A 23,691-nucleotide genomic window follows, 5' to 3' on the forward strand; every position below is an offset into this window, starting at 1 on the left:
CTTATGCCAGCACAGCGATTCGCCATCATTAATGGTGATGACTTTGGTTTTTCTCAAGGAGTTAATCAAGCAATTATTAAAGCACACAAACAAGGAGTGCTAACTAGCACCAGCCTGATGGTGAGCGCTGATGCTGCAAAAGAGGCTGTCGCCTTGGCAAATTCCCACCCAAACCTGGCTGTTGGGTTACATCTCGTCTTAATATGTGGACGTTCTGTGCTACCGCCAGAGCAAATTCCTCATTTAGTTGACAAAGAAGGTAACTTTTCTAACAGTCCGTTCCTGGCTGGGTTGCGGTATCAATTTATCAAGGAAACCCATCAAGAACTGCGACAAGAAATTCGCGCCCAGTTAGAAAAATTCCGTTCTACTGGTTTGCCTCTTTCTCATGTAGATGGACATTTGCATTTGCATATCCATCCAATAGTTTTGCGTATTTTAGTTGAGCTAGCACCAGAATTTGATATTAAAGTAATTCGGCTGCCAAGTGAAGAATTGGGGTTGACCCTTAGAGTTAATCGCAGTAATTTACTCACAAAGCTAGTTTGGTCAGGAGTATTTGGCAGACTACGCCGCTATGGCGAAAGAATACTAGAGTCCAAAGGGATTAAATTTACCCAAAGAGTTTACGGTTTATTGCAAACTGGTGGTATTACAGAGGAATACTTACTTGGGTTGATACCCCAAATCCAGGCAGACTTAGTAGAGATTTACTCTCATCCAGCGATGCCTACGGCGGGCTACGCTAACGCTATTCATAGCGATCCTTCAAATGAAACACTAGGAGCAGGTGAAGCAGAACTTGCTGCCTTGTTAAGCGATCGCGTACGCGAGGCACTCCTTAGTAACGGCTTTGAAATTACCAACCACCATTTCCTATCCCAGCGTAGCATCTAAATGGATTTATCCCCCGCTAAGACAACCGCTAGAATCGCCGTCAATTCAGCTTTCGAGGAACAGGGCCACGAGTGGTATCCAATCCCGACACACGAGGTAGAGCGATCGTTTTGCCTGTTTGTGCAGCTTCGTAAATCAACGCGATCAGTTTTTGGTCTTGCAAACCTTCTTCACCAGGCGTATGGGGTTGTTTATTCTGAATCACACAATCTGCCATGTGATCGATTTCTAAAGCGAACTGGTTCTTCTCACCTATCCGCACTTCGCTAATGTTTTCTGCCATGCTGTTTGTTGGTAATTTGCGTGAAACCATCATCCGCAAACCGTTGTAGGAGAACGCCGGATCGAGTTGTCCCCAAGCATCAGAGCCGAAGACGCGAAACCGACGCCCTTCGTGAAAACCGTAGCTAGTGGAGCAAATCCCTAGTATCCCACTGGGAAACCGCAGCTGGAAGGTGACACTTTCTTCTACTTCTTTGAAACGCGGATCGCCAGGAGTACTGAAGATTTGGGCGCTAATTGCGATCGGTTCCTCTCCTGTCAAATAGCGAGTTGCATTCAAGCAATAAATTCCGACATCTGGTAAAGATCCGCCTCCAGCTAAGGCGCGTTTCAATCGCCACTGGTTTAAGTCACCTCCCTGGTTTTGTCCGTTATCTGCCTGAATCACCTTCACAGTTCCTAATTCTTTACTGCGGATCATCCCAATCATGGCGCGATGGTGCGGCTCATATTGGCAACGATAAGCAATCATCAGCTTGCGGTTCGCTTGTTTGCAGGCATCAATCATCTGCTGACAATCTTCTACTGTGGTTGCCATTGGTTTTTCACACAGAATATGCTTTCCAGCTTTTGCACCACGTACTGTATATTCCCGATGCATACTGTTGGGCAGTACAATATAAATCACATCAACGTCAGGATTATTGCGAAGATTATCGTAATTCTGATAGTTGTAAACGTTCTGCGGTTTGATGCCGTACTGCTGTGCAACTTGATTGGCTTTGGCAGCATCACTACTAACTAATGCAGTTGGCTTTGCTAGTTTACATTCTGCAAACGCAGGCATAATTTCTTCCAATGCCAGTCTACCCAGTCCAACGATCGCAAATCCCAAGCGTCGCTCTGGTGGCAGTGCAGTCGGAGGCCCACCTGTATCGACCTCAGTCTTTTCTGAGATAGGCGGAAACTGAATCTGAGGCGGTAACTCACCTCCGCGTGGAGTGGCTTGCACAGTTGGCTCTTGAGCAGCAACTTCTTCGTCCATACTACCAAGTGCGGCGGCTGAAATAGCTCCTAACCCAGCAGTAGTCAGTATTTGACGACGAAAAAATTTTCCTTTAAAGAATTCAGGCATTGTGGTTTATTAATAATGAAATGATCAAATTTCGGACTTAGTACAGCAATTTTTAGCAAATTAAATTTGGTAATACCCTGCAATGCCAATGCATTGGCTGACAATGCCAATGCATCAGCTAACAAAGACGTAAAAGGACTTGCCGTAGGCTACCGCCAACTCTTAGAAATGCTACGCGTAGCTTGCTTTTTTGTAACAGTACGCGCCGTGGACGCAAAAGAAAAGAAGAAATGTTTAACTGAACTGTATTACCTACGGAGTACTAGTTGAAGTTGGAGTGCTGGTTGGAGTTGGGGTGCTAGTTGAACTTCCAGGATTAGCAATGGCACGAACCTGTTGCAGATGTTCTTGGAGGGTTGGTAGCGCTTGAGCCGCAAATGCTTTCACATCTGGATCTTGTCCTTTTTGAGCTTCATTCTGAAATGCGGAGACATCTTTTTCATGACCTTGAAGCATCTGTTTTATATATTCGCGATTAAATTTAGCACCAGAAAGTGCAAATAAGCGTCGCAGGGCTTTCTGATTTGTGCTACCGATAGTAGTTGGTAACGTGACATTTTTTTGAGCCGCTAACTGTTTGAGTTGATTATTTACCTGGGTATGATCTTGAACCATACGCTGTCCAAACTGTTTTACGGCATCAGTGGTTCCACGCTGTGATGCTAGTTGTCCTAGTTGGACTTCTGCTAAACCATCTTGAGCGGCTTCAGTCATGAACTTTCTGTCTAAAGAACTGAGGTTATTTTGCCCTGATGGAGTTGGTGATGTAGTTGGTGATGCAGTCGGGGATGTAGTCGGGGATGCAGTCTCAGTCCCTTGTACAGGCACAGCAGATGGAGCTTGCGATGTAGTTTGATCATGGGGAGTAGTTGGTGTGCAACCAGTCGCCAGAGATAAGGCGATCGCAACTAAACCACTAGAGAGGATTTTGAAGTTGGACATAATTAATTTTTTCCTTAGATCAAGCTGTATATTAGAATGCAGAAGCCTAGCGATCGATAATGCTGATGACGAGTTGAAATCACAAATTACAAACAAAGCTAAGTTAATGTGATCTAAATTCCGTCGGGATGAATTGTACAAACAGATTCAACATTTCCCGATTAAATGCAGAGATATCATCTGGTTGAAGCCTGTTAATACCTCTCTAAAACATTAAGGTTTTGAGGATAAATACATCTTCCAATCGATAGACTTAGCAGTAATCAACAATTAGATTTTTCATAATTGTCTCCTACAAGCAACAACAGGAATAAGCCGTATATTATCACGGCAATCTGACACAGAGACTCTAACTAAGGTGTGTTTTGAAACCTACTCCGCAAGATGCATTCATAATGCAAGCTCAAGCGGTAAGAAGCATAATTTGTTCACCACGCTAACACTCTTAGAAAAGATAGATTGAAACTATTGCTGCATAAGCTTTTTAGCTATTATTTTTTGATAACTTCTCAAACAAACAGTGGTGGCTTTCAGACAGTACTACTGTCTAAGGGTAGAAAGGATTGCTCCCAAATAAAACTGAAAATGCCATCAGAAGAATAAATTGCAAAGTATCAATGCATTTCCGGAAAAGAAATTGTGGCATGTGTAGTCAGAGAACAAATATAACTTGATGCAAAACTATAACTCAAGAGGGACTAATGATTGATCGCTTTGTGAACTTTATTTTTATCGATTCCTTTGCTCTAGCAATTAACCTGATGTTTGGTACATTGCTTCGCACTAAAATCTGTAACTATTCATGGGAGGGAATTGTAGATAGTGAGCTTTCAACACCAGAAAGTAGCGCTAGTTCTTTGGAATCGCCACCATCCTTAGATGAGGTAGATATAACGACTCGTATTTCATAAAGTTTACCTGTCCCAATTGTCGAGAGCGATCGCAAGCGGGGGAGTGTCGTTATGCAAACTTAAACTGATAACTGTAAAAGTTTTAGGGTGTGAAGGAAGTAGCAAAAGTGGCTGGATTGAAGAGGGTTTTAGCCTCGTTCATTTTTGTTAACAAAGATGAACGAGGTTTGGTTTTATTATTTTTTGGCATGAACATAGTCTACAAAGTAAAATTTAGGGACAAGCCAAAATTTGAGCCAAGTGTAAGCTGCCAAACTTAATAGTGCCGTAATAATTAGTGTTAAACCAAGCTTGACTCGAAGCGTATCTGGAAGGATAGCAACTCCTGAAATAGTAATAGCAGAGTATGCCAACAGCACTACTTGCAAACGCTGGATCGCTCTCAGCGCTCCTCGGCAGCTACTACAGTGCTGAGTATGTTGTTTATAGCGATCGAGTATCACAGAGCGATCGTCATTAATTTTTGAGTTTTCTAAAGTACTAATTCCGACTTCACTCCACGGTAAATGCCCGTGACAATATTTATCAAACCAATTTCTAAACTCAATTACTAAACGATCTGCACTTGCAGGTAGCTTGTAAGCAGTTTTCCAAGTTTCAACATATTGTCTCTGTTGAAGGAAATGCTCTTGCTGATGTAAAAGAATCATATCTCCATCAAGAACCGGATTACGCATCATGATGTGAACCCACCAACGAGGTATCAGATGATGAAATGTTTTAACAAAATTAATCGGAAACTGAGCTACAATTCTTGACTTACCTGGAGATACTGGAATACAGTAAGTAACAAGTCCTAACTGCTTTCCAGAGCTGCCAAAGCTAATTGCATACTCTAAGCGGCAAGGGGGTTGAAAAGTGATTATTGTTCTTCCCAAGTCTCTTTCAAGAAGTACTTCAATCATATCTATTGTTGATTTCTCAATAGTCATTGGAATGGGTACTGCTTGTTCTCGATTCCCCTGCAACCCATGATGAGCAAAAGGAACATGAGCAGGATCTGTCACGTTTTCAACAAGGGTTTGCCAATCATATTCTAAATCGCGCACAAAAGAATCCCAAACGAAACCTTTGTTAGCATCTATTTGGGGTGACAGAGGTAAAGGTGTAACAGATGCTAGTTCTGCTGACTTGGCATCAGGCCAAACCCAAAGTAAATCATTTTCCTGACGAACTGGAAATGTAACTGCACACAGATTTTTTTCATTCTTGGTAACAATTTCAGAATTCTCTATTTGAGGAATATGAGTACAGATTCCTTGAGGATCAAACTGCCAGCCATGATAACTACACATTAAATTATCTGTCTGCGTATCAACACGCCCTTCACTCAAAGGAGCAAGACGGTGTGGACATTGATCTAGAAATACTTGGTAAGTTGTAGATGACTTAGGCTTCCAGATAACTAAGCGCAGTCCTAGAATAGTTACTGAGGTGGGCTGCTTTGGATCAATATCTTGAACGGGAGAAAGAGGATACCAATGTTGAAAAAAGTTGAACTTAGATTGTATTTCTGTATTCATTTAAACAAAAAGTAATTCTACGTTTAGTTTCCTGTTGGTAAGAATGAAGAACTCGCCAAATATTCTGGACAGTGTTTTTTTAACTTTTTAGTATAATTTCTAACTTATAAAAGTAAAATTATTTTAACGTCTCACCGATGGTTTTTACGTAGGTTTCCGAAAGTTTACAATTTATTGAAATTTCCCCTCCAACTTACTTAATTATCATTGCACAGTTCGATAGCAGAGGGCGATAGTGAATGATGCCGCAGCCGCAAGCGCCGTCCCTGTCCGAATATGATTCCATATTGTCCAGTTGGTAAGGTAGCTAGACCATAAAGAGAGTTCGATAGCGCTACCCGACTCGACTTTGGCCAGCGCATCGTTGAGTGGCACATTGAAAACAATAGTCACGCCTAAAGTGCCAACGAGATAAAGCAGGCTACCGACGAGCAAATAGACAGCACCAGGTTGATGCCACCTTAACAGTGAGAAGATAAATAGAAAAACGCAAGCCGCACCCGTTCCGAATAGCGCCGTCATAAACAACGGATTGATCGCCGCGATATTGATGGATTGCATGGCAATAATGCCCTGTGTTGGCGGTATTCGGGCAAGAGCGTTCATTACAAAGGTCGAAAAAGCGAAGAAGACTCCAGCAATCAACCCACAGCCGAGTGCGGCCAAAAGTTTCAATCCGAAAAGCGAGTAGTCAAATGTCAACAAATTTCTTTGGGAGTAAAGGTCTTGAATGAAAAGGTAAGACGAAAGGGGTCATTTCCCTCTCTCTCTTCGTTGAAGGTTTTGGAAAATTAGGGCAATATCCTTTTAGTGGAGCATTCAGTGTTGAGTTGGTGTACAACAATAATTGGCTTGGTAGGAGTGATTGTCAATCCCAACAGTCAAATCTGCTAGACTGGCTGTGGAAAACTAGTTTGGATTGAATACTTAATCCAATATTAAAAAATTTTCACTTTTGACAGGCTAACTCAAAAATCTCTCCTTTGCTAGATCCCAATTAACTACTTAATTAATAAAGTAAATTATATTATATAATAGATAATAAGTAATAAATGAAAGTTGGCATCCAAAATACAATAGAAATCCTGGATAAAGTTCACCAATTAGAGTCTACACAAGGTCTTAAAAATGAAGCCTGTCGTTCAAAATTTTTAATTCATCCTTTCTTAACGCCAAAAGTTTTTTTGTTTTTGCATGGTTTTACAGCAGGCCCTTACCAGTTCGAGCCACTGGGTAAAGCTTTCTTTAACAAAGGATATAACGTTCTGATTCCTTTACAGCCTGGTCATGGACGCTCAGGCAACTGGAATCGTAAAAATCCTCCACCACTACCAACAGATATTCAGATATATCAACAATTTCTGCTCAAATGGTTGGAGATTGCAAAAACACTAGGACAACAAGTTGTAATTGGTGGATTGTCAACAGGTGGAACTTTAGCTGCTTGGTTAGCTTTAGAGCATCCTCAAGAGATTGACCGCACTTTATTGTTTACGCCTTATTTAGCTAGCCGTTACTCACTATTAGATCAACTTATCAAAATCCTGCCAATTTACTTTGAGTGGTTCAACAAAGATGCATCTGGAAATTTTGGTTATAAAGGTTTTTGTCTCAAGGCATTACGGATATTTCTTCAATTGGCAGAGGAGGTTTTAGAAAAGGCTCAAGACTGTGTTTCTGCTCCTATTTTAATGGTATGTAGTGAAGGAGATCATGCTGTTAACCGCTCCAAGCAAAAGGATTTTTTCCGAAGGGTAGTTAATCAGCAACCAAAATCCTGGTATTACTGTTTCGATGATTCGCTTCACATTGAACACCGGATGATGACAAAACTGGAAGACAATGATTATGAGGAACTAGTAATCACCCTTGCTAAGGCTTTTATTGAGAGTCATTTGACTTGGGTAGAGTTTGAGCAAATGGCAAAGCTGATAGCGCAGGGACAAGCTTATGACCAAATCATGCTCAAATTCAACCTCGATGGTCAATCTCAAGAGCTATCTGCAATGATGACTCAAGCTTTTGGCTGTGAGCATCTCAAGTGCATCAATCCATACGAATAATACATAATGTTTGATTACTAAGTACAAGATGCCCTGTCTCCTTTCCAATGTCTAAAATCTGATGAAGAGAACTACTGGAAATAGAATTATCAACCAGTGGGGGAAAATCGGTAATTCAATCTAGAGCGATCGCACTCAGATTTTTTGTCCACAGTTACACGCTATTTAAAGGTGTTAGGGCTAAAGTTTTCGTCAAATCACTAAGGAGAAAACGATCGCAGAGGTTAAACATTTCTACTTCGGTAGAAGTCTGTCGCATCAGTCGCAGAAAATCACCTTCAGTGTCAACACTTAGGGCAACGTAGTTAAGAAACATTTTAAGGTAGCCTATGCGCGATCGCTCTGGCATAGTTGTTGCTGTGGGGGTTTGCCATAAACGATCAATATAGTTGCGTACTTCTACTAAAGGAACGGGCGCGATCTTCTCAAAGCGCAAAGCCTGCCGAATTTGATTAAAAAGCCAAGGATTGCCGATCGCCCAGCGTCCCACCATCACACCCGCCGCGCCCGTTTGAGAAAGCACTTTAAGGGCAGTTGCCGCAGAGTGGATATTGCCATTGGCAAGCACTGGACAATCAACCCGTTTCACCGCTTCAGCGATCAAATCATATTTCACTGCTCCGTGGTACATATCTTTTACTGTGCGGCCATGCAAACTCAGCAAATCAATGCTGTGGCGATTGATCATATCTAGAATTTCGTAAAAGTTATCTGTATTTTCAAAGCCTAAGCGCATCTTGACTGTTAAAGGTCGATCGTTCACAGCAGAACGCAGTTCTCCCAAAATCCGATCCACTTTTTCTGGTAATAGCAGCAATCCACCCCCAACGTTTTTACGATAGATTCTAGGTGCTGGACAGCCCATATTTAAGTCAACTCCAGCAATATTATACTTGCAGAGTTCCTTCGCTGTTCTTACTAAATCTGGAATGCTTTCGCCAATCATTTGAGCAAAAACGGGGCGACCCGTGTCATTTTCGGTGATTGCTGCCAGAATGCTACGATTGAGCCTTGAGGTATCATTCACCCGGAAATACTCGGTGAAAAAGTAGTCAGGGCTACCGTAGTGGGCAATCACCTTCATAAACCAGAGGTTTGTTACATCCTGCATAGGCGCAAGAGCCGTTAAGGGTAGGTCTGGATGCAGCGATTGGGGGAGCGATACCTGGGATGACATAAAAATGAAGAGCGTTCGACAAAACTTCACTCTATCAAAAAATGCTTACCGAAGAAAGGCAGAGGGCAAAAGGCAGAAAATATAAGCCTAACAAAGTTTTTGAGCCAGGCAAAGAAGATTTAATGACCATAATGGGCTGCTGTGGGGTTAAAACCAACGGCGGCGATTTGGTATCCTAGAGGCGATCGCACTAATAATATCCACAAGAAAACGGCTAGCATTAACGCAAGTATTATGCCTGCATGTGCTAAACTTTGGGGTAAAATAAAAGGCAAGTATGCGTTCTTTGGCAATTAATGGCGAATAAGGACTAGGTGCGCCTGTTGCTTTTAAGGGGTTCTGCACCAAGTAGCTAACTAAATTCACCGCGATGTAATTTGGTAATAGAGTAGTGATGGCTTCATTTACTCCTCGAACAGCTTTTAGATAACCAGGTATCCAACCCCAAAGCACATCAAAGAGAAATCCAGCAACAAGTGCTAAGGGAATGTGTATGACAGCAGGTATTCCTTGCACATATAACCCGATTAAAGCACTACCCAACGCACCGAGGTAAATTTGTCCTTCACCATCGGTATTAAATTGACCAGCCCGCAATGCGACTAATATCCCTAAACTGGTGAATAATAGGGGTAGCAACTACCCAAATTACACCAACAACAGACTCAATACTATTAGTAAAAGGGATTGCCAATTGAAGAATTGCTACATAAAACCTTCTGAGACTGGGCTAGGTGTCGAATTGGAATTTTAATGACAAATTCTGCTCCCTGACCTGGATTAGAAATACATGTTAATGAGCCACCATGTTGTTCCTCGACGATTTGATAGCTAATTGACAGTCCTAAACCTGTACCTTTACCCGCAGGCTTAGTGGTGAAAAAAGGATCAAATAATCTTTTTTGAGCTTCTTCTGATATTCCTAAACCATTATCGATAATCCTAATCACAACATATTCTGCTTCCAAAACTTCCGTGTGAATTAAAATGGTAGGAAAAATAAAATATTTATCATTAATTATTAACTCTTCTAGAGCATCGATTGCATTACTAAGAATATTCATAAATACTTGGTTCATTTTTCCTGCACAGCACTCGACTTGTGGTAAACTCCCATATTTTTTAACAATATTAATAGATTGATTATTTACTTTTTCTTTCAGACGATATTCAAGAATATTTAAGGTGCTATCAATGCCTTCATGAATATCTACTATTTTAAGTTCTGATTCATCATGGCGAGAAAAATTACGGAAAGACTTGACAATATTACTAATTCTTTGCGCTCCCATTTCCATTGAAGAAAGTAGTTTTGGTAAATCTTCAATCAGAAAATATAAGTCAATTTCTTTGATACTCTTTTCAATATCTTTAGTAGGATGAGGATACTGAACTAAATAAAGCTGTATTAGCTTTAGTAAGTCATGAATATAGTGATTAGCATGATGGATATTGGCATAAATAAAATTGATTGGATTGTTAATTTCATGAGCAATACCTGCGACTAACTGACCTAAAGTAGCTAATTTTTCTGCCTGTACAAGCTGAACTTGAGCTTTTTGTAAAATTTGGAGAGTGTGAGCAAGTTCTTCAGTTCTTTCTACTACACGCTGCTCTAAATCCTGAGTCAGATGCTGTAAGGCAGTTTCTGCTGCAATACGCTGCTCATTTTCTTGTTTTAAATGGATATTTTGTTGCTCCATTGCTATGGTTGCATTTCGCAGCTGTACATGAACTTGAACACGAGCTAGTACTTCTGCTTGTTGAAATGGCTTGGTGATATAGTCTACAGCACCTAGTGATAACCCTCTGACTTTATCTACAGAATCACTAAGAGCTGTCATAAAAATAATGGGTATATCTTTTGTGTTGGCATTAGCCTTTAATCGACGACAGGTTTCAAATCCGTCAATTCCTGGCATCATTACATCTAACAAAATTAATGTTGGTATATTGTATTCAACTTGTTTGAGGGCGCTTTCTCCATTAGTTGCCACTGCAACTTCAAATCCAGCATCTGTTAGAGCGTCGGAAAGCACTTCTAAATTAGCAGGAATATCATCAACAATTAAAACTACAGTTGTATCGTGGAGATGCATTATTAAGTCCTACCAGACAAATCCTTAATTAAATTTAAAAAAATCCATTTATAAAATATTAAAATTAGTCTATTTTAATAAATTCATGAATGAATTCTTGAATTTTTTCAATTTGAAATTCTTGAGATAATTGATAAATCATTTTTGAGAACAAAATAAACTCTTGATTATTTTTTGTTAACAAATCTAATTCTTTTTTAATAGATTGAATTCGTCCTTGTAAAGCTAACCTATATAATTTATACAGAACATCTTCAGGAGGAGCTACTATTTTACATTCCTGAAATGACAAATTATGTTTTTCAATCTCTAAAGTACAAATATCTGCTGTTTTATTTTCATCTTGTTGATCATAAATCCATTGCAGGTTTAAATGCTGTTGGAGTTTTTCTAGCAAATCAAATGCTTGTATAGGTTTGGCAAGAAAGTCATTCCCACCAGCATCTAAACTTTTCTGTATGTCAGTATTATAAACATTGGCTGATGAAACTATAATTGTTACGTTTTTTAAAGCTGGAGAACTACGCAAATTTTGTATTAATCTTAATCCGTCTGTTACAGGCATAAGAATATCAGTAATTATTAGGTCAGGTTTAAAATTAAATACTTTTGCTAAAGCTTCTTGAGAATCACTGCATTCTACAACATAAAATCCAAGATGTTCTATTAAATTAACGACTACTGAACGACTTTCCCAACGTTCATCTATGATTAAAATTTTTCGTTTTGGTCCCTGGAAGCCAACAATAGTTCCTTGTAAAAATTTAGATTTTTCCGTCCATTCTTTGGCCTCAGGTAACTCTATATCAAACCAAAAAGTACTGCCTTTATTTAATTGCGTTTGCACTTTCAAATTGCCACCCATCATAGCAACAATTTTCTGACTAATCGTTAAGCCTAGTCCTGTTCCTTCTGATTGCTTTTTAATATCACCAACCTGCTCAAACGGTAGAAATATTTTTTCTAGTTCCTCACTCGTCATACCTACACCAGTATCTTCAACTTGAAAACGAATCCGATACAGTGGTGATTTTCCCTGATTGTTACTTCCCAAACTTTCTTGTTTAACCATAAATTTCACTGAACCTTTGTCGGTAAACTTGATAGCATTACCTAATAAATTAATTAATACCTGACGTAATCTTTTTTCATCAGCATGTATACCTAGAGGTAACTTATTATCAGCTTGATATATAAATTCAATATGTTTTTGTTCAGCCTTAATCAGAAAAATTTCAGAAACATCTTGTAGAAAAGAATAAAAACTAAAGCTCGTTGGATATAGTTCTATCTTCTGAGCTTCGATTTTAGCAATATCAAGAATATCATTGATTAAAGTTAATAGATGTGAGCCACTTTGATTAATAACACGTATCCCTTTTTGCTGTTTTTCAGTGAAATTATTGGAATTTTGGAGGATTTGAGCATAGCCCAAGATACCGTTGAGAGGAGTACGAAGTTCATGGCTTATATTAGCAAGAAATTCGTTCTTGGCTTTGCTGGCATTATCAGCCGCTTCTTTAGCTGCCTGTAGTTCAGCTGTGCGTTTTTCTACTCTAAATTCTAACTCTTCATTTGTTTTTGCTAGAGCAGTGAAAGATTCTCGCAACTCTTGGGCCATTTTGTTAAACAAATATGCAAGACGACCTAACTCATCTTGTCGTGTTACATCAAGTGCAATATTCAAATTGCCATTAGCTATACTTTCAGTTGCTGCCATTAATTTAGTTAATGGAGAGGAAATTTGGTAACCTAAAATCAAAAAAACTACGGCAATTTCAATTAATAGTGAGGTTATCCCCGAAAAGATTATTAATCTCACAGTTATAAATGCTTTCTTTTCTAAAATTGATTTAGGCAATACAGTAACTAAATACCAATCCGGCCCTTCAATCTTAGTGATTGCTAAATACTCATTATTCTTTGGGTTATCAATAACAACTTGATTACGAGTTTTTTTCTTAACTAGTTCAAAAATATTATTTAGATGCTCATTTTGAGACTTGAGTATATTGAAGTTACCATTTTGTTTTTGAATACTTTTCATTAGGTTGGGATGAGCTAGCAAACGCCCATCTCCTCGAAAAATCATGTTGTAAGTACCTTCTAGAGCATCATTAATTGTGCGGTTTTGCAAATCACCAATTAAAATATCATGTCCAATTGTAGCAATGTGTTTGCCATCCATATCAACAGGTGTAACACAAGAAGTCATCCAAGCCTTGGCTACTTTATCGTAATAAATTCCTGTCCAGACAGTTTCACGTTTTGGATTATGGACTTTATCAGTAATGTAAAAAGACTCATCATCTGTGACTCGAAAAGATTCATCATGTGGTGCATTTTGTACCCAAGGATAACTAGGCATATAGATAGCAATTCCATTTTCAGGAATTTGCATATAGGTATTGATAAAGCGATTCCGCCATGCAGGCCCATAAGCACTAAGTTCATCAAAATAAGCCATGACACGTTGCCTAATATCAGAATTAATATCGACGTTTTTACCAAGAAATACTCCTGGGTGTCGTTGAATATCAAATTTATTGGGATCATTGCGAATAGTGCCGTCTGCCATTCTCACAAATAGTTGATCGAATTCAAATTTAGGATCTCGACTACTATTTGCTTTTAGTCTTTGTAACAAAGCCTGCTTAAGTAGTCCATGATTTTCTTCAGCTATAATAAAAATTACCTTTTCGCGTTGCGCTCGAAGTTGGACATATTTCTCAACCTCAGTTAATGCCTCAGCCGTAATTTTAGAAATCATTTGGAAATAAGCAATTCCAGTAGATACAACAATCACCCCTCCAATGCTGATTGCAGTTGTGATGAGCGTTTGTTGTGTGAGCGAAGCTGTATACTTACCTTGAGCATGATTACTGGACTGAGGTACAGATATTCGCATTTTTAACCAATTCATCCAGTTTTTGCTCATTTTCACAGTTTCACATCCTTATTTTTTAAGTAGTGTGTATGTTAGCGACTTTGATGATCGCACTACGTTTAGAATTTACTGACTGACACATTCAGATTTTTTAAGTTTTCAGAAAAAACTAAATGTTTCCATTTACTACTTGATACAGGAGCTTGTAAATAACCAGTTTGGATGAAATACGAAAAGTAAGCCTGTAGTAATTCCTCGTTTGCTGGGGGACAATAAATAGAGTTGTTATTCAGTTCATTATGGGTACTTTCACATTTAAACTGAAATACTCCTAATAATTTTTGAACAAAATTAGGTGTTAAAACACTTACTAGAGGAGATAATGAATTTTCTGAATTGCATTTGATGAGTTGTGATAATCTGTCATACCAGACTTGATAGGAAACTCTTTGTAGTGAGTAACCTATATTTTCCATCCAGTTTACAAGCTGTCTCCACTCAATAGGTTCAGGATTAACTATGTATAAAACTTTACCACATATTTTGTGTTGGTGTGATAGATGTGCGATCGCCTGACTGACATAATCTACTGGTACAAGGTTTAATACTGCCTCTAGTTCAGGAACAATACCCATTTGAATGCAACTATTAATCATCCTTGCTAAGAAACTTGTTGTTGAGCAAATACCTGTTTTACTATGTCCCGTAATGTTGCTAGGTCGGTAGATGGAACAGGGCAAGCCTCTCGAATGTGCCATCATGACTAACTGTTCAGCAATATATTTGCTTTGTGCATAACCACTATGAAGATGCGTGTCACAAGCAACAGTATTCGTATCTTCTTCTCTGACTATTGCTATACCATTCTTCGTTGATGACAGAACATCGACGGTAGAAATAAAATGCAGAGGCTTAATTTTATTTTGACTGGCTAGACGCAAAACTTCCTGAGTTCCTAAAACATTCATACTTTCTAAGGCTGAATAGGGATACACCATATTCACAGATGCCCCACAGTGATAAATAATGTCTATTTTTTCTGCTAACCTAGAAAACTGTTGTGCTTCTAGCCCTAAAAGTGGCTTGCTTAAATCTCCTACAACCGGAATAATTCTATCCCTTAGGTCTTCTTGCCAGAGTTGATAAAGCTTCAATCGGCTGATAATTCTGACTCTAGCTTCTTCAAGACTGCTAGCACGAACTAGACAATAAATATCTGCTCTAGTTTGTTGCAGCAGATCGTAAAGTAAAAAAGCACCTAAAAACCCAGTAGCACCAGTTAAGAAAAAATTTAGTACAGGTTCGCTCAGAGTGTTTCGTGGCTGAATAGAAGAGTCTAGTAATATTTCTTTTTCTAAAGGGTTGGTTGGCTGAATTACGATTTCTGTTTGACTTAGAGCTGTAATGGTTTGTGCAAGACCTGCAACTGTTGGTAAATTTAGAAAGTTTTCTAAGGTGATATCTAACTGAAATGTTTGTCTTAGTTCAACAATTAGTTGAATAGTTAATAAAGAGCTTCCTCCTAATTCACAAAAAGTATCGTCAATAGAAATTAGCTCTATTCCTAGCAAATGAGTCCAAATTTCAGCTAGTTGTTTTTCTAATGAGGTACGGGGTGCAATATAATTTTCTGACTCTCTTTGAAAGTATTTAGGGACAGGTAAGGCACGGCGGTCAATCTTGCCATTGAGAGTCAAGGGTAACTCATCCAGCAGAAAAAACGCTGAAGGAATCATATAGTTAGGTAACTTCTGACGGAGAAAACTACGCAGAGCTTTGGGGCTGATATCTTGTAGTTGTCTATCTCCAACAGAATTTGGGACTACATAACTAATTAGTCGCTGGCTACCAAGTACATCTTCACGGGTAACAACGATCGCTTGATTAACTGCTGGGTGTTCATTCAAACGCGCCTCAATTTCTCCTAGTTCAATCCGAAAGCCACGAATTTTGACTTGATGATCGATGCGACCTAAAAACTTAAGATTACCATTGGGCAAATAAACAGCGAGGTCTCCTGTTTTATAAAGTCTTGACCCTGGTTCATTGCTAAAAGGATTGATGACAAATTTATCATTTGTTAACTCTGGAGAGTTAAGATAACCACGGGCTACACCTGCTCCAGTAATATAAATTTCACCTTCAGCCCCATCAGCTACAGGGTTCAGTCGGGAGTCGAGTAAATAGATTTGGGTATTTGCAATTGGACGACCAATTGATGGAATTTGGTTTCCCCCTTTCTGTATTAAGGCAACAGTAGAATAAGTGGTATCCTCTGTAGGGCCATAAAGATTGAATACTTGTTGAATATGTTCTAGCTGATAAAGTTGTTGCACAAGGGCATTTTGCAATGGTTCACCTGCTAAGTTAATGGTATTCACCGATGAAGGAATACCATTCATTCGGAGTAATGCAGAAATCACCGAAGGTACCGTATTAATCAACGTTACTTGCGATGCTGCTGGCAAATTGGGTAACTGTAGCGCATCTTGAGCCAAAATTACTTTACCACCATAACTCAGAGTCACAAATAATTCAAAAATCGATAGATCAAAACATAATGATGTTGAGCATAGTACTCCCTTTAATTGTTCAGGAGTAAAAAGTTTTCTTGCCCAGTTAATTAGGGCAACTGTATTACGATGCTCGATTGCTACGCCTTTAGGTTTACCTGTAGATCCAGATGTATAAATTATATAAGCTAGATTGTGAGGTTGGGTTTCACATATTGGGTTATCTACAGACTGTTGTGCAATTTTTTGCCAATTATCATCTATACAGACAGTTTGTGCTTGATGTTGAGGAATTGACTCTAGTAAATGTTGTTGCGTTAATAAAATAGGAATTTGAGTATCTTCAATCACGAAGGCTAAACGCTCTTTGGGATAAGTAGGGTCAAGGGGAACATACGCTCCACCAGCTTTTAAAATACCTAGTAGTGCAATAACCATGTCTAGCGATCGCTCTACACACACTCCAACTAAAACTTCTGGTTTAACTCCTAGTTTCCTCAAGTAGTGTGCGACTTGGTTCGCTTTTTGGTTAAGTTCTTGATAGCTTAACTTCTCATTTTGAAAAATAATTGCTGTCGCATGAGGAACACTAGCGACTTGAAATTGTATGAATTGATGAATCAAAGCAAAATCAATTTTTTCCATAGAACTATCTCTAAACCTTAGATTTCAATGAAGTCTTAAGATCGGCAAAACGTTAATGTGTTATTTACTCTAGAATTGGCAGACACCCAGATATATTTTTACTAAATCAAATGTTTATATATTTATAGATTAATGCTAAGGCATAATTAGAAATTGGTTTTACATAAACTACAATATTAGCTAACAAATAATCTCTAGATTGCCTATGTTCAAATATAAATAATCAACAGATAAGCTAATATTTCATTTATCATTGTATATAAAGTTATCTTTGGATGATAGGGTAATATTTCTATATTTTATTATTTATAAAAATTAGATATTTAGTTTACATCAAATATTATTCTTAAGTAATTTTCCTGATTGATTAAAATATATTTATAAAATTCAAGTAAAATTAAATATATTTTTTATAAAAAACAGTAGTAATAAACAAACAGATTATAATTTACAATGTCTTTGTGAACTTGAATGTAACTCTATAAAAGTATTGTAAAATTTTTGCAAGGCTTGAATCAAAATATAAATTATGCGATTATATCAAGCTTGTAAGGCACACTTTTGTCGATTTTAAATGATGACATTAATCAATTAGAACGGTTTATTAATTCTGGGGCTGCGGAAATTCTGCAATTTATCACCCCTATATCAGAAGACTGAAACTAGAAGATTTGACAGTTAAGGGTTGCAGCAACTGCATATATCCAGATGTTCATAAATGCGATCGCTAGGCAGTGTGTAATCCCAAGATTACCGAAAGCCCTACTGATGTAGAGCAATTCTATTTGAGTTGTGAAAAATATAGATTAGGAAACGAACCGCCAAGGACGCCTTCTCTGCGAGAGGCTTCCGCCAATGCGTAGCGTCTCGTAGAGAAGGACGCAAAGGAAAGAAAAAAGAGAGATATAATTTCACGAATGATTTAGGACTGCTATAGAGGCTATTGGAGCGATGATAAGTAGCGTGTTGTTGGGAAACCTAGCGTGAAGATTCTGAAAGTGCGATCGTCTGCTGTTTTTTACAGTCATAGATAACCCAAGATAACAGAAGCTTGTACCCTATAAATAGACTGTTGAGGCTGCTATTAAAAAAAGTACAATCACATGGTTGATTCTGATAAATTTCTGTACTATCGGAGCGTGCGCTCTATCGATATGCTCCAAGGTGTAATTATTTCTATCCTATTGCACTCAATTTTATTAATAGGGAGCAAATATTGGTACAGAGCTTTGATACGTGAGCCGAAGCAAGAAATTGCCCAAGAGACTCCAATCGAGGTAGTTGAAGTTCCTGCTAATAAAACAGATATACCTCCTAAAACCTCATTTCGGGCTACCAAAAACTCTATTGCTGGTGGTAAAGCTTTGCCAAAAAGACCTGTTTCCGCGATGAAGTCAGCGAATCCTACAGAATATAAAGGCTATAACAATCGTTCTTCTGACTTAACAGCCTCATCTCCAGCAGAGGTTTTCCAAACAAGACGGCAGCAGAAAAGAGAATTACCAAATATATCTCGTCAACAACCACAATTTAAATCTCAAAAAACAATATCAGCATCAGTAAGCGAGGCACAACTACCTAACTCTAAAAAAATTGCAGTAGCACCAATGGCTAGACCATTACCAGTTCCACTTCTTAAAACAGCGCCCAACCCAAAGCCAATACCTTCAGCACATACAACCACAGTACAAACCCCTGATTTTAAGAAAATTGCAGTAGCACCACTTTTTAAAACAGTACCTTTGACAAAACCTTTAGCGCCCAGCCCAAAGCCAATAGCTTCAGCACGTACAACCACAGTACAAACCTCTGATTATAAGAAACTTGCAGTAGCACCACTTTTTAAAACAGTACCTTTGACAAAACCTTTAGCGCCCAACCCAAAGCAAACAGCCTTAGAACGTACAACTACCGTACAAGTGCCTAATTCTAAGAAACTTGCAGTAGCACCACTTTTTAAAACAGTACCTTTGACAAAACCTTTAGCGCCCAACCCAAAGCAAACAGCCTTAGAACGTACAACTACCGTACAAGTGCCTAATTCTAAGAAAATTACAGTAGCACCAACGACTACACCATTACCAGTAACACAGGGAAAAACAGCGATTGAAAGAGCTACGACATTACCAGTACCCAGCAACCCTAAGAAGTTAGGGCAATCCACAACTAGATTAAGTGCGCGAACACCTACCCAAGCTCAGTCATCTCTAAAAACAGGTGCAGCAAGTTTGTTGGGTGGTACTGTGGGTATATCTAGTCAGAATTATCGTGGTGATGATCTGGCAGCCTTGCCTAATTCCAACCGCGATCGCCAAGCTACTTCTGGTATTGATGCCCGCAGTCAAGATGTAGACCTCACCGCTTACTTAAACCAACTAAAGCAACGCGTTCGGCAGCAATGGCTACCAGGAATGAGCCAATCTAATCGGCGAACGGTGCTTAATTTCACTATTAACCGTTCAGGTCAAGTTAGCAATCTCAATATTGCACAAACCTCTGGATTCAGTGTAACTGATGAAATAGCACTCAATGCTATACAGCGATCTGCACCTTTTGCACCTTTACCCACAGAATATCCTAAGAACCATCTTGATATCGAATTTACGTTTGATATCAATGTTTATGGCGAACTAAATTTATGGAGAGATGGCGGTTAAAACAATTCGCAATGGGCTTCGCCCCGCTACACTAACGCAATGGGCAACTCTTGGAGACGCTAAAAGCGAACGCCCCGCTACAATAACGCAATTACGTTTTGCGTTAGCGAGTCTGCGAGCATCCGGGGATTTAGACCCCGACCCAAAACGGGCTGCCCTTCTTAAGCAGGGGACTTAAATCCCCAAAGTTCGTTAATAGCAGGCAAATAGAGTGCTGGCTGGCGATATCAAAGCTTGTCGGGTTTAGTGCTGCCTAGTCTTGTTGGCATGATGCAGCCGCCCTGCCTGCAACGCTAGCTTATCCTAACCGTGTCGATGGGTACATAATTATATATATATATTTGGCAATTTTTTTTGTAACGAATTTATGCAAAGCTGTAAAAGAAAAATGCTTTGTTAAACGTTATCTATGAAGATCCATAAAGTTTCTACTACTCCTTTAAGCGACCAAAAGCCCGGTACTTCTGGGCTGCGGAAAGCAGTTAAGGCTTTTCAGCAGCCCCACTACCTAGAAAATTTTATCCAATCCATCTTCGATTCTGTAGGCGACTTGCGTGGGCAAACCCTAGTCCTGGGCGGTGATGGTCGTTATTACAATCGCCAAGCCATTCAAATCATTTTGAAAATGGCTGCGGCCAATGGCATTGGGCGAATTAAAGTTGGTCAACACGGGATTTTGTCTACTCCTGCAACTTCCGCTATTATTCGCAAGTACCAGGCTATTGGTGGCATCATCTTGTCTGCTAGCCATAATCCGGGCGGGCCAAATGGTGACTTTGGTGTGAAATATAACATTAGCAACGGTGGGCCAGCCCCGGAAAAGGTGACAGAGGCGATCTACGATCGCAGCAAAGTAATTGATAGCTACCAAATTCTAGAAGCACCAGATGTAGATTTAGAAACTTTAGGTGAGTCACATTTGGGAGAGACGGTAGTTGAGGTGATTGACTCCGTGCATGATTATCAAGAGTTAATGGAGTCCCTGTTTGATTTTGATCGCATTCGTGAACTATTAACAAAAGGAAATTTTCAGATCAGTATCGATGCTTTACATGCAGTGGCTGGCCCTTATGCCCATGCTATTTTCGAGGAACGTTTGGGCGCACCTGTGGGAACTGTACGTAATGGTACACCCTTAGAAGACTTTGGCGGCGGACATCCTGACCCAAATCTGGTTTATGCCCATGAGTTAGTGGATATTTTATACGCAGAGGATGCGCCAGATTTTGGTGCAGCTTTTGATGGAGATGGCGATCGCAATATGATCTTAGGGCGTAAGTTCTTCGTCACCCCTAGCGATAGCCTCGCAGTGTTAGCCGCAAACGCCAAACTAGTCCCTGGTTATAGTGCAGGTTTAGCTGGGGTAGCGCGATCAATGCCTACTAGCCAAGCAGTAGATCGAGTTGCTGCTCAGATTGGGATTGAATCCTATGAAACACCTACTGGCTGGAAGTTTTTCGGCAATCTTTTAGACGCCGGGAAAGCGACTCTCTGCGGTGAAGAAAGCTTTGGTACTAGCTCTAACCATATCCGCGAAAAAGATGGGCTATGGGCTGTGCTGTTTTGGCTGAATATCCTAGCAGTCCGACAACAATCTGTTGAGCAGATTGTCCGGGAACACTGGCAGACTTATGGACGCAATTATTACTCTCGCCATGACTATGAAGAGATACAGACAGGGCCTGCTAACACTTTAATAGAAAGACTGCGTTCTTTGTTGCCAACTCTCAAAGGCAAGCAATTCGGTAACTATCAAGTTGAATACAGTGATGACTTTAGTTATACCGATCCTGTTGATGGTAGCGTTAGCGATCGACAAGGTGTTCGCATTGGCTTTACCGATGGTTCTCGAATTGTGGTGCGACTTTCTGGTACGGGTACTCAAGGTGCAACCCTAAGGGTTTATATAGAAAGCTACGAGCCAGATCCCAGCAAACATGACCTTGATCCACAAGAAGCGCTTGCTTCTTTAATTACTATTGCCCAGGAGATAGCCCAGATCCGCGAACTTACAGGACGGGAAAAGCCAACTGTAATCACCTAGTGTCGCAGGGCGGAAGTCAACAGTCAACAGTCAAAAGTTTTGGCGTTGCTGATTTCATGTATAAAAATGATTCTGCATGATATCAAAATCCTTGTAGAGACGTTGCAATTGCTAGTCTCTACATCTGGATTCATATTGCAATTTAGCAACGCCTATTTTTCAATAACCTTAAATTTTTTAGCCCTCATGAACACGAGGGAGACACCATTGCTTTAAAAGCGATCGCCTTAAGTCTGCATTGCAGACTGGAAAGGCTCAAGATGGCTAATATTTTAAGACAAAACCCTTTTTTTCGAGTTCTTGCTCTCGTGCTACAATAATTATTCAATAAAAGTAAATAGTCATTAAAAAGCTGTTGGCAAAATTTTCGCTGTAGGAAATGTGTAGATGGGAGATGAGTGGAAGGAGAAAAATACCAAAATTATTACTAATTGTAGATTGATTTCCCATTAAGACTGTAGCCAGAGGGAGTAGTTTTGCAAGACTACTTAAACAATGCAATAATAAATTTCACTCTTTAACTAAGCCGATGGTGCAATGACGAGAGTTTATCAATTAAATTAATCTATTTACACATATTATTAGTTCCTCGCTAATTTCTGAATTTGAGAACTGAATTTTTACTATACTTTTCAAGTATTACTTGTTCATTTAGGTACTCCTATGAAAAAATTGATTAAAGGTTTGCGCGAGTTTAAAAGTAGTTATTTTTCTGCCAATGAAGAACTGTTTGAACAACTTTCTCATGGTCAAAAGCCCAGAGTACTATTTATTACTTGTTCCGATTCGCGTATCGATCCAAACCTAATTACACAAGCTGGCTTAGGGGAATTATTTGTTATCCGTAATGCGGGTAATATTATTCCGCCATTTGGTGCGACTAATGGCGGTGAAGGGGCAACAATTGAATATGCTATTCAAGCATTAGATATTCAACAAATTATTGTCTGTGGTCACTCACATTGTGGCGCTATGAAAGGGTTAATGAAGTTAGATAGCTTGCGGGTAGAAATGCCTCTTGTACATGACTGGCTCAAGTATACAGAGGCAACGCGACGATTGGTAAAAGACAATTATAGCCACTACGAAGGGGAAGAACTCTTAGAAATAATTATTGCTGAGAATGTGCTTACCCAAATCGAAAATTTACGGACTTATCCGGTGATTCACTCTAAGCTTTACCAAGGAAAACTCAATATTTATGCTTGGATTTATCAAATTGAGACAGGAGAAATTTTGGCATACGATTCAGAAAAGCACGCCTATGTCTTGCCTCAAAATCAGCTTTCTCCATCGGAGATAGATGAGACGTTACTTAGTCCGCCTTTAACTAGCAATGTGGAAATACATTTCACTAAAACTCAACAACGGGAATTTCAATCGTCCCCGGAACTTCCTACCGTACATGAATGGTTTCCAATGACAGTGCTTTCTCCAGAGCAAATGGAGCGAATTTATCGAGGCTCAACAAAAAAGTAAAACGGCAACAAGCAGTCAGTAATGGGCATTGCAGGAATAGTTACCCAGGCAGAAGCGCGTAGTACTGTTGCTACCTTATGCTGCGTGGATGCCAATTCTACTGCTTTGTTTATGCAAGAATTTTATAAAACCCTGAACAATAGACCTGCCTTGAAAATAGGGACTGGAGATTGGGGAATGGGGACTGGGGAAGAAATATTTTTATTCCTTCGTTGTGAACCGTGTTCATGGAGTCTCTTGCATAAATCAAAAATGAGGTTATTTAACGATACCTACGGCGGCAAGCTACGCACCGCTTGTCATAAATGCGGGTTACACAGCGCAAGCGATTTATGACAGTCAATCTTCGTCACGACTACCAGTGTGGATGAGCGTGTTCGCGTTAGCGTACCGCAAGGAAGGGGGCAAAAAAGTTCTTAAACTTTGACTTCCGCCTTGCGGTACTAGTGGTTTGTCTCATAAGTTCTGCTGGGTTAGAATTGAAACAGAGAGTTGAG

16 protein-coding genes and 1 pseudogene are annotated in these 23,691 nt (G+C 39.5%); 8 read left to right on the forward strand and 9 right to left on the reverse strand.

Annotated features, from left to right (window positions below; all coding sequences use genetic code 11):
- The first annotated feature begins 3 nt into the window (after window positions 1-3).
- Window positions 4-897 (forward strand): hopanoid biosynthesis-associated protein HpnK, encoded by an 894-nt coding sequence (gene hpnK / locus RMY00_RS02225; protein WP_322645995.1) that lies wholly within the window; start codon window positions 4-6, stop codon window positions 895-897.
- 40 nt (window positions 898-937) lie between these two features.
- Here the strand turns inward: hpnK and RMY00_RS02230 are convergent, their stop codons facing one another.
- Window positions 938-2,254: a Gfo/Idh/MocA family oxidoreductase gene (locus tag RMY00_RS02230; protein WP_322645996.1), complete on the reverse strand. Its 1,317-nt coding sequence runs from the start codon at window positions 2,252-2,254 to the stop codon at window positions 938-940.
- Window positions 2,255-2,506: 252 nt separating this feature from the next.
- Window positions 2,507-3,196, reverse strand: coding sequence for a DUF4142 domain-containing protein (locus tag RMY00_RS02235; protein ID WP_322645997.1), 690 nt, complete (start codon window positions 3,194-3,196; stop codon window positions 2,507-2,509).
- Window positions 3,197-3,897: 701 nt separating this feature from the next.
- On the opposite strand from RMY00_RS02235, the gene RMY00_RS02240 reads away from it, so the two are divergent.
- The gene (locus RMY00_RS02240) at window positions 3,898-4,107 is read left to right on the forward strand and encodes a hypothetical protein (protein WP_322645998.1); all 210 of its coding nucleotides are present in this window, start codon (window positions 3,898-3,900) and stop codon (window positions 4,105-4,107) included.
- 176 nt (window positions 4,108-4,283) lie between these two features.
- Here the strand turns inward: RMY00_RS02240 and RMY00_RS02245 are convergent, their stop codons facing one another.
- Both RMY00_RS02245 and RMY00_RS02250 read right to left on the reverse strand, forming a co-directional pair.
- Window positions 4,284-5,618, reverse strand: coding sequence for a Rieske 2Fe-2S domain-containing protein (locus RMY00_RS02245; protein WP_322646024.1), 1,335 nt, complete (start codon window positions 5,616-5,618; stop codon window positions 4,284-4,286).
- A gap of 216 nt (window positions 5,619-5,834) precedes the next feature.
- Entirely contained in the window at window positions 5,835-6,332 is a 498-nt protein-coding gene (locus tag RMY00_RS02250) for a DUF1772 domain-containing protein (RefSeq protein ID WP_322645999.1), read from the reverse strand.
- Window positions 6,333-6,682: 350 nt separating this feature from the next.
- Between RMY00_RS02250 and RMY00_RS02255 the strand changes: the two genes are divergently transcribed.
- The gene (locus RMY00_RS02255) at window positions 6,683-7,693 is read left to right on the forward strand and encodes an alpha/beta hydrolase (RefSeq protein ID WP_322646000.1); all 1,011 of its coding nucleotides are present in this window, start codon (window positions 6,683-6,685) and stop codon (window positions 7,691-7,693) included.
- A 154-nt stretch (window positions 7,694-7,847) separates the two neighbouring features.
- On the opposite strand, the gene RMY00_RS02260 is transcribed toward RMY00_RS02255, so the two are convergent.
- From RMY00_RS02260 to RMY00_RS02280, 5 genes and pseudogenes are all read right to left on the reverse strand, one after another.
- Window positions 7,848-8,870: a tRNA-dihydrouridine synthase family protein gene (locus RMY00_RS02260; protein ID WP_322646001.1), complete on the reverse strand. Its 1,023-nt coding sequence runs from the start codon at window positions 8,868-8,870 to the stop codon at window positions 7,848-7,850.
- Window positions 8,871-8,998: 128 nt separating this feature from the next.
- A pseudogene (locus RMY00_RS02265) lies at window positions 8,999-9,509 on the reverse strand (ABC transporter permease); the annotation flags it as partial.
- A gap of 35 nt (window positions 9,510-9,544) precedes the next feature.
- Window positions 9,545-10,969, reverse strand: a complete 1,425-nt coding sequence (locus RMY00_RS02270; RefSeq protein WP_322646002.1) for a response regulator — start codon at window positions 10,967-10,969, stop codon at window positions 9,545-9,547.
- A gap of 64 nt (window positions 10,970-11,033) precedes the next feature.
- Window positions 11,034-13,892, reverse strand: a complete 2,859-nt coding sequence (locus RMY00_RS02275; RefSeq protein ID WP_322646003.1) for a hybrid sensor histidine kinase/response regulator — start codon at window positions 13,890-13,892, stop codon at window positions 11,034-11,036.
- Between the two features lie 83 nt (window positions 13,893-13,975).
- Entirely contained in the window at window positions 13,976-17,014 is a 3,039-nt protein-coding gene (locus tag RMY00_RS02280) for an amino acid adenylation domain-containing protein (protein WP_322646004.1), read from the reverse strand.
- A gap of 1,229 nt (window positions 17,015-18,243) precedes the next feature.
- Between RMY00_RS02280 and RMY00_RS02285 the strand changes: the two genes are divergently transcribed.
- The 5 genes from RMY00_RS02285 (at window position 18,244) to RMY00_RS02305 (ending at window position 23,530) form a co-directional block, all read left to right on the forward strand.
- Window positions 18,244-19,671: a TonB family protein gene (locus RMY00_RS02285; protein ID WP_322646005.1), complete on the forward strand. Its 1,428-nt coding sequence runs from the start codon at window positions 18,244-18,246 to the stop codon at window positions 19,669-19,671.
- Window positions 19,661-19,849 carry a hypothetical protein gene (locus RMY00_RS02290; RefSeq protein WP_322646006.1) on the forward strand — a complete coding sequence of 63 codons (189 nt, stop codon included), beginning with the start codon at window positions 19,661-19,663 and terminating at the stop codon, window positions 19,847-19,849. Before RMY00_RS02285 ends, RMY00_RS02290 begins: the two co-directional genes overlap by 11 nt.
- Window positions 19,850-20,080: 231 nt before the next feature.
- The gene (locus RMY00_RS02295) at window positions 20,081-21,715 is read left to right on the forward strand and encodes an alpha-D-glucose phosphate-specific phosphoglucomutase (protein WP_322646007.1); all 1,635 of its coding nucleotides are present in this window, start codon (window positions 20,081-20,083) and stop codon (window positions 21,713-21,715) included.
- Window positions 21,716-22,378: 663 nt separating this feature from the next.
- A complete protein-coding gene (locus tag RMY00_RS02300) occupies window positions 22,379-23,194 on the forward strand; it encodes a carbonic anhydrase (RefSeq protein WP_322646008.1) in 816 nt (271 codons plus the stop codon).
- Between the two features lie 21 nt (window positions 23,195-23,215).
- On the forward strand, window positions 23,216-23,530 hold the full coding sequence (locus RMY00_RS02305; RefSeq protein ID WP_322646009.1) for a CHAT domain-containing protein: 315 nt from the start codon (window positions 23,216-23,218) through the stop codon (window positions 23,528-23,530).
- Window positions 23,531-23,691: the final 161 nt, after the last annotated feature.

Origin of the sequence: Nostoc sp. ChiVER01 (assembly GCF_034531155.1) — a bacterium.
GTDB lineage: Bacteria > Cyanobacteriota > Cyanobacteriia > Cyanobacteriales > Nostocaceae > Nostoc.

Bases quoted from the DNA above. Each gene is read 5' to 3' on its own strand.
- hpnK (WP_322645995.1), top strand. From the start codon at position 4: ATGCCAGCACAGCGATTCGCCATCATTAATGGTGATGACTTTGGTTTT.
- RMY00_RS02230 (WP_322645996.1), bottom strand. From the start codon at position 2,254: ATGCCTGAATTCTTTAAAGGAAAATTTTTTCGTCGTCAAATACTGACT.
- RMY00_RS02235 (WP_322645997.1), bottom strand. From the start codon at position 3,196: ATGTCCAACTTCAAAATCCTCTCTAGTGGTTTAGTTGCGATCGCCTTA.
- RMY00_RS02240 (WP_322645998.1), top strand. From the start codon at position 3,898: ATGATTGATCGCTTTGTGAACTTTATTTTTATCGATTCCTTTGCTCTA.
- RMY00_RS02255 (WP_322646000.1), top strand. From the start codon at position 6,683: ATGAAAGTTGGCATCCAAAATACAATAGAAATCCTGGATAAAGTTCAC.
- RMY00_RS02260 (WP_322646001.1), bottom strand. From the start codon at position 8,870: ATGTCATCCCAGGTATCGCTCCCCCAATCGCTGCATCCAGACCTACCC.
- RMY00_RS02270 (WP_322646002.1), bottom strand. From the start codon at position 10,969: ATGCATCTCCACGATACAACTGTAGTTTTAATTGTTGATGATATTCCT.
- RMY00_RS02275 (WP_322646003.1), bottom strand. From the start codon at position 13,892: ATGAATTGGTTAAAAATGCGAATATCTGTACCTCAGTCCAGTAATCAT.
- RMY00_RS02280 (WP_322646004.1), bottom strand. From the start codon at position 17,014: ATGGAAAAAATTGATTTTGCTTTGATTCATCAATTCATACAATTTCAA.
- RMY00_RS02290 (WP_322646006.1), top strand. From the start codon at position 19,661: ATGGCGGTTAAAACAATTCGCAATGGGCTTCGCCCCGCTACACTAACG.
- RMY00_RS02295 (WP_322646007.1), top strand. From the start codon at position 20,081: ATGAAGATCCATAAAGTTTCTACTACTCCTTTAAGCGACCAAAAGCCC.
- RMY00_RS02300 (WP_322646008.1), top strand. From the start codon at position 22,379: ATGAAAAAATTGATTAAAGGTTTGCGCGAGTTTAAAAGTAGTTATTTT.
- RMY00_RS02305 (WP_322646009.1), top strand. From the start codon at position 23,216: ATGGGCATTGCAGGAATAGTTACCCAGGCAGAAGCGCGTAGTACTGTT.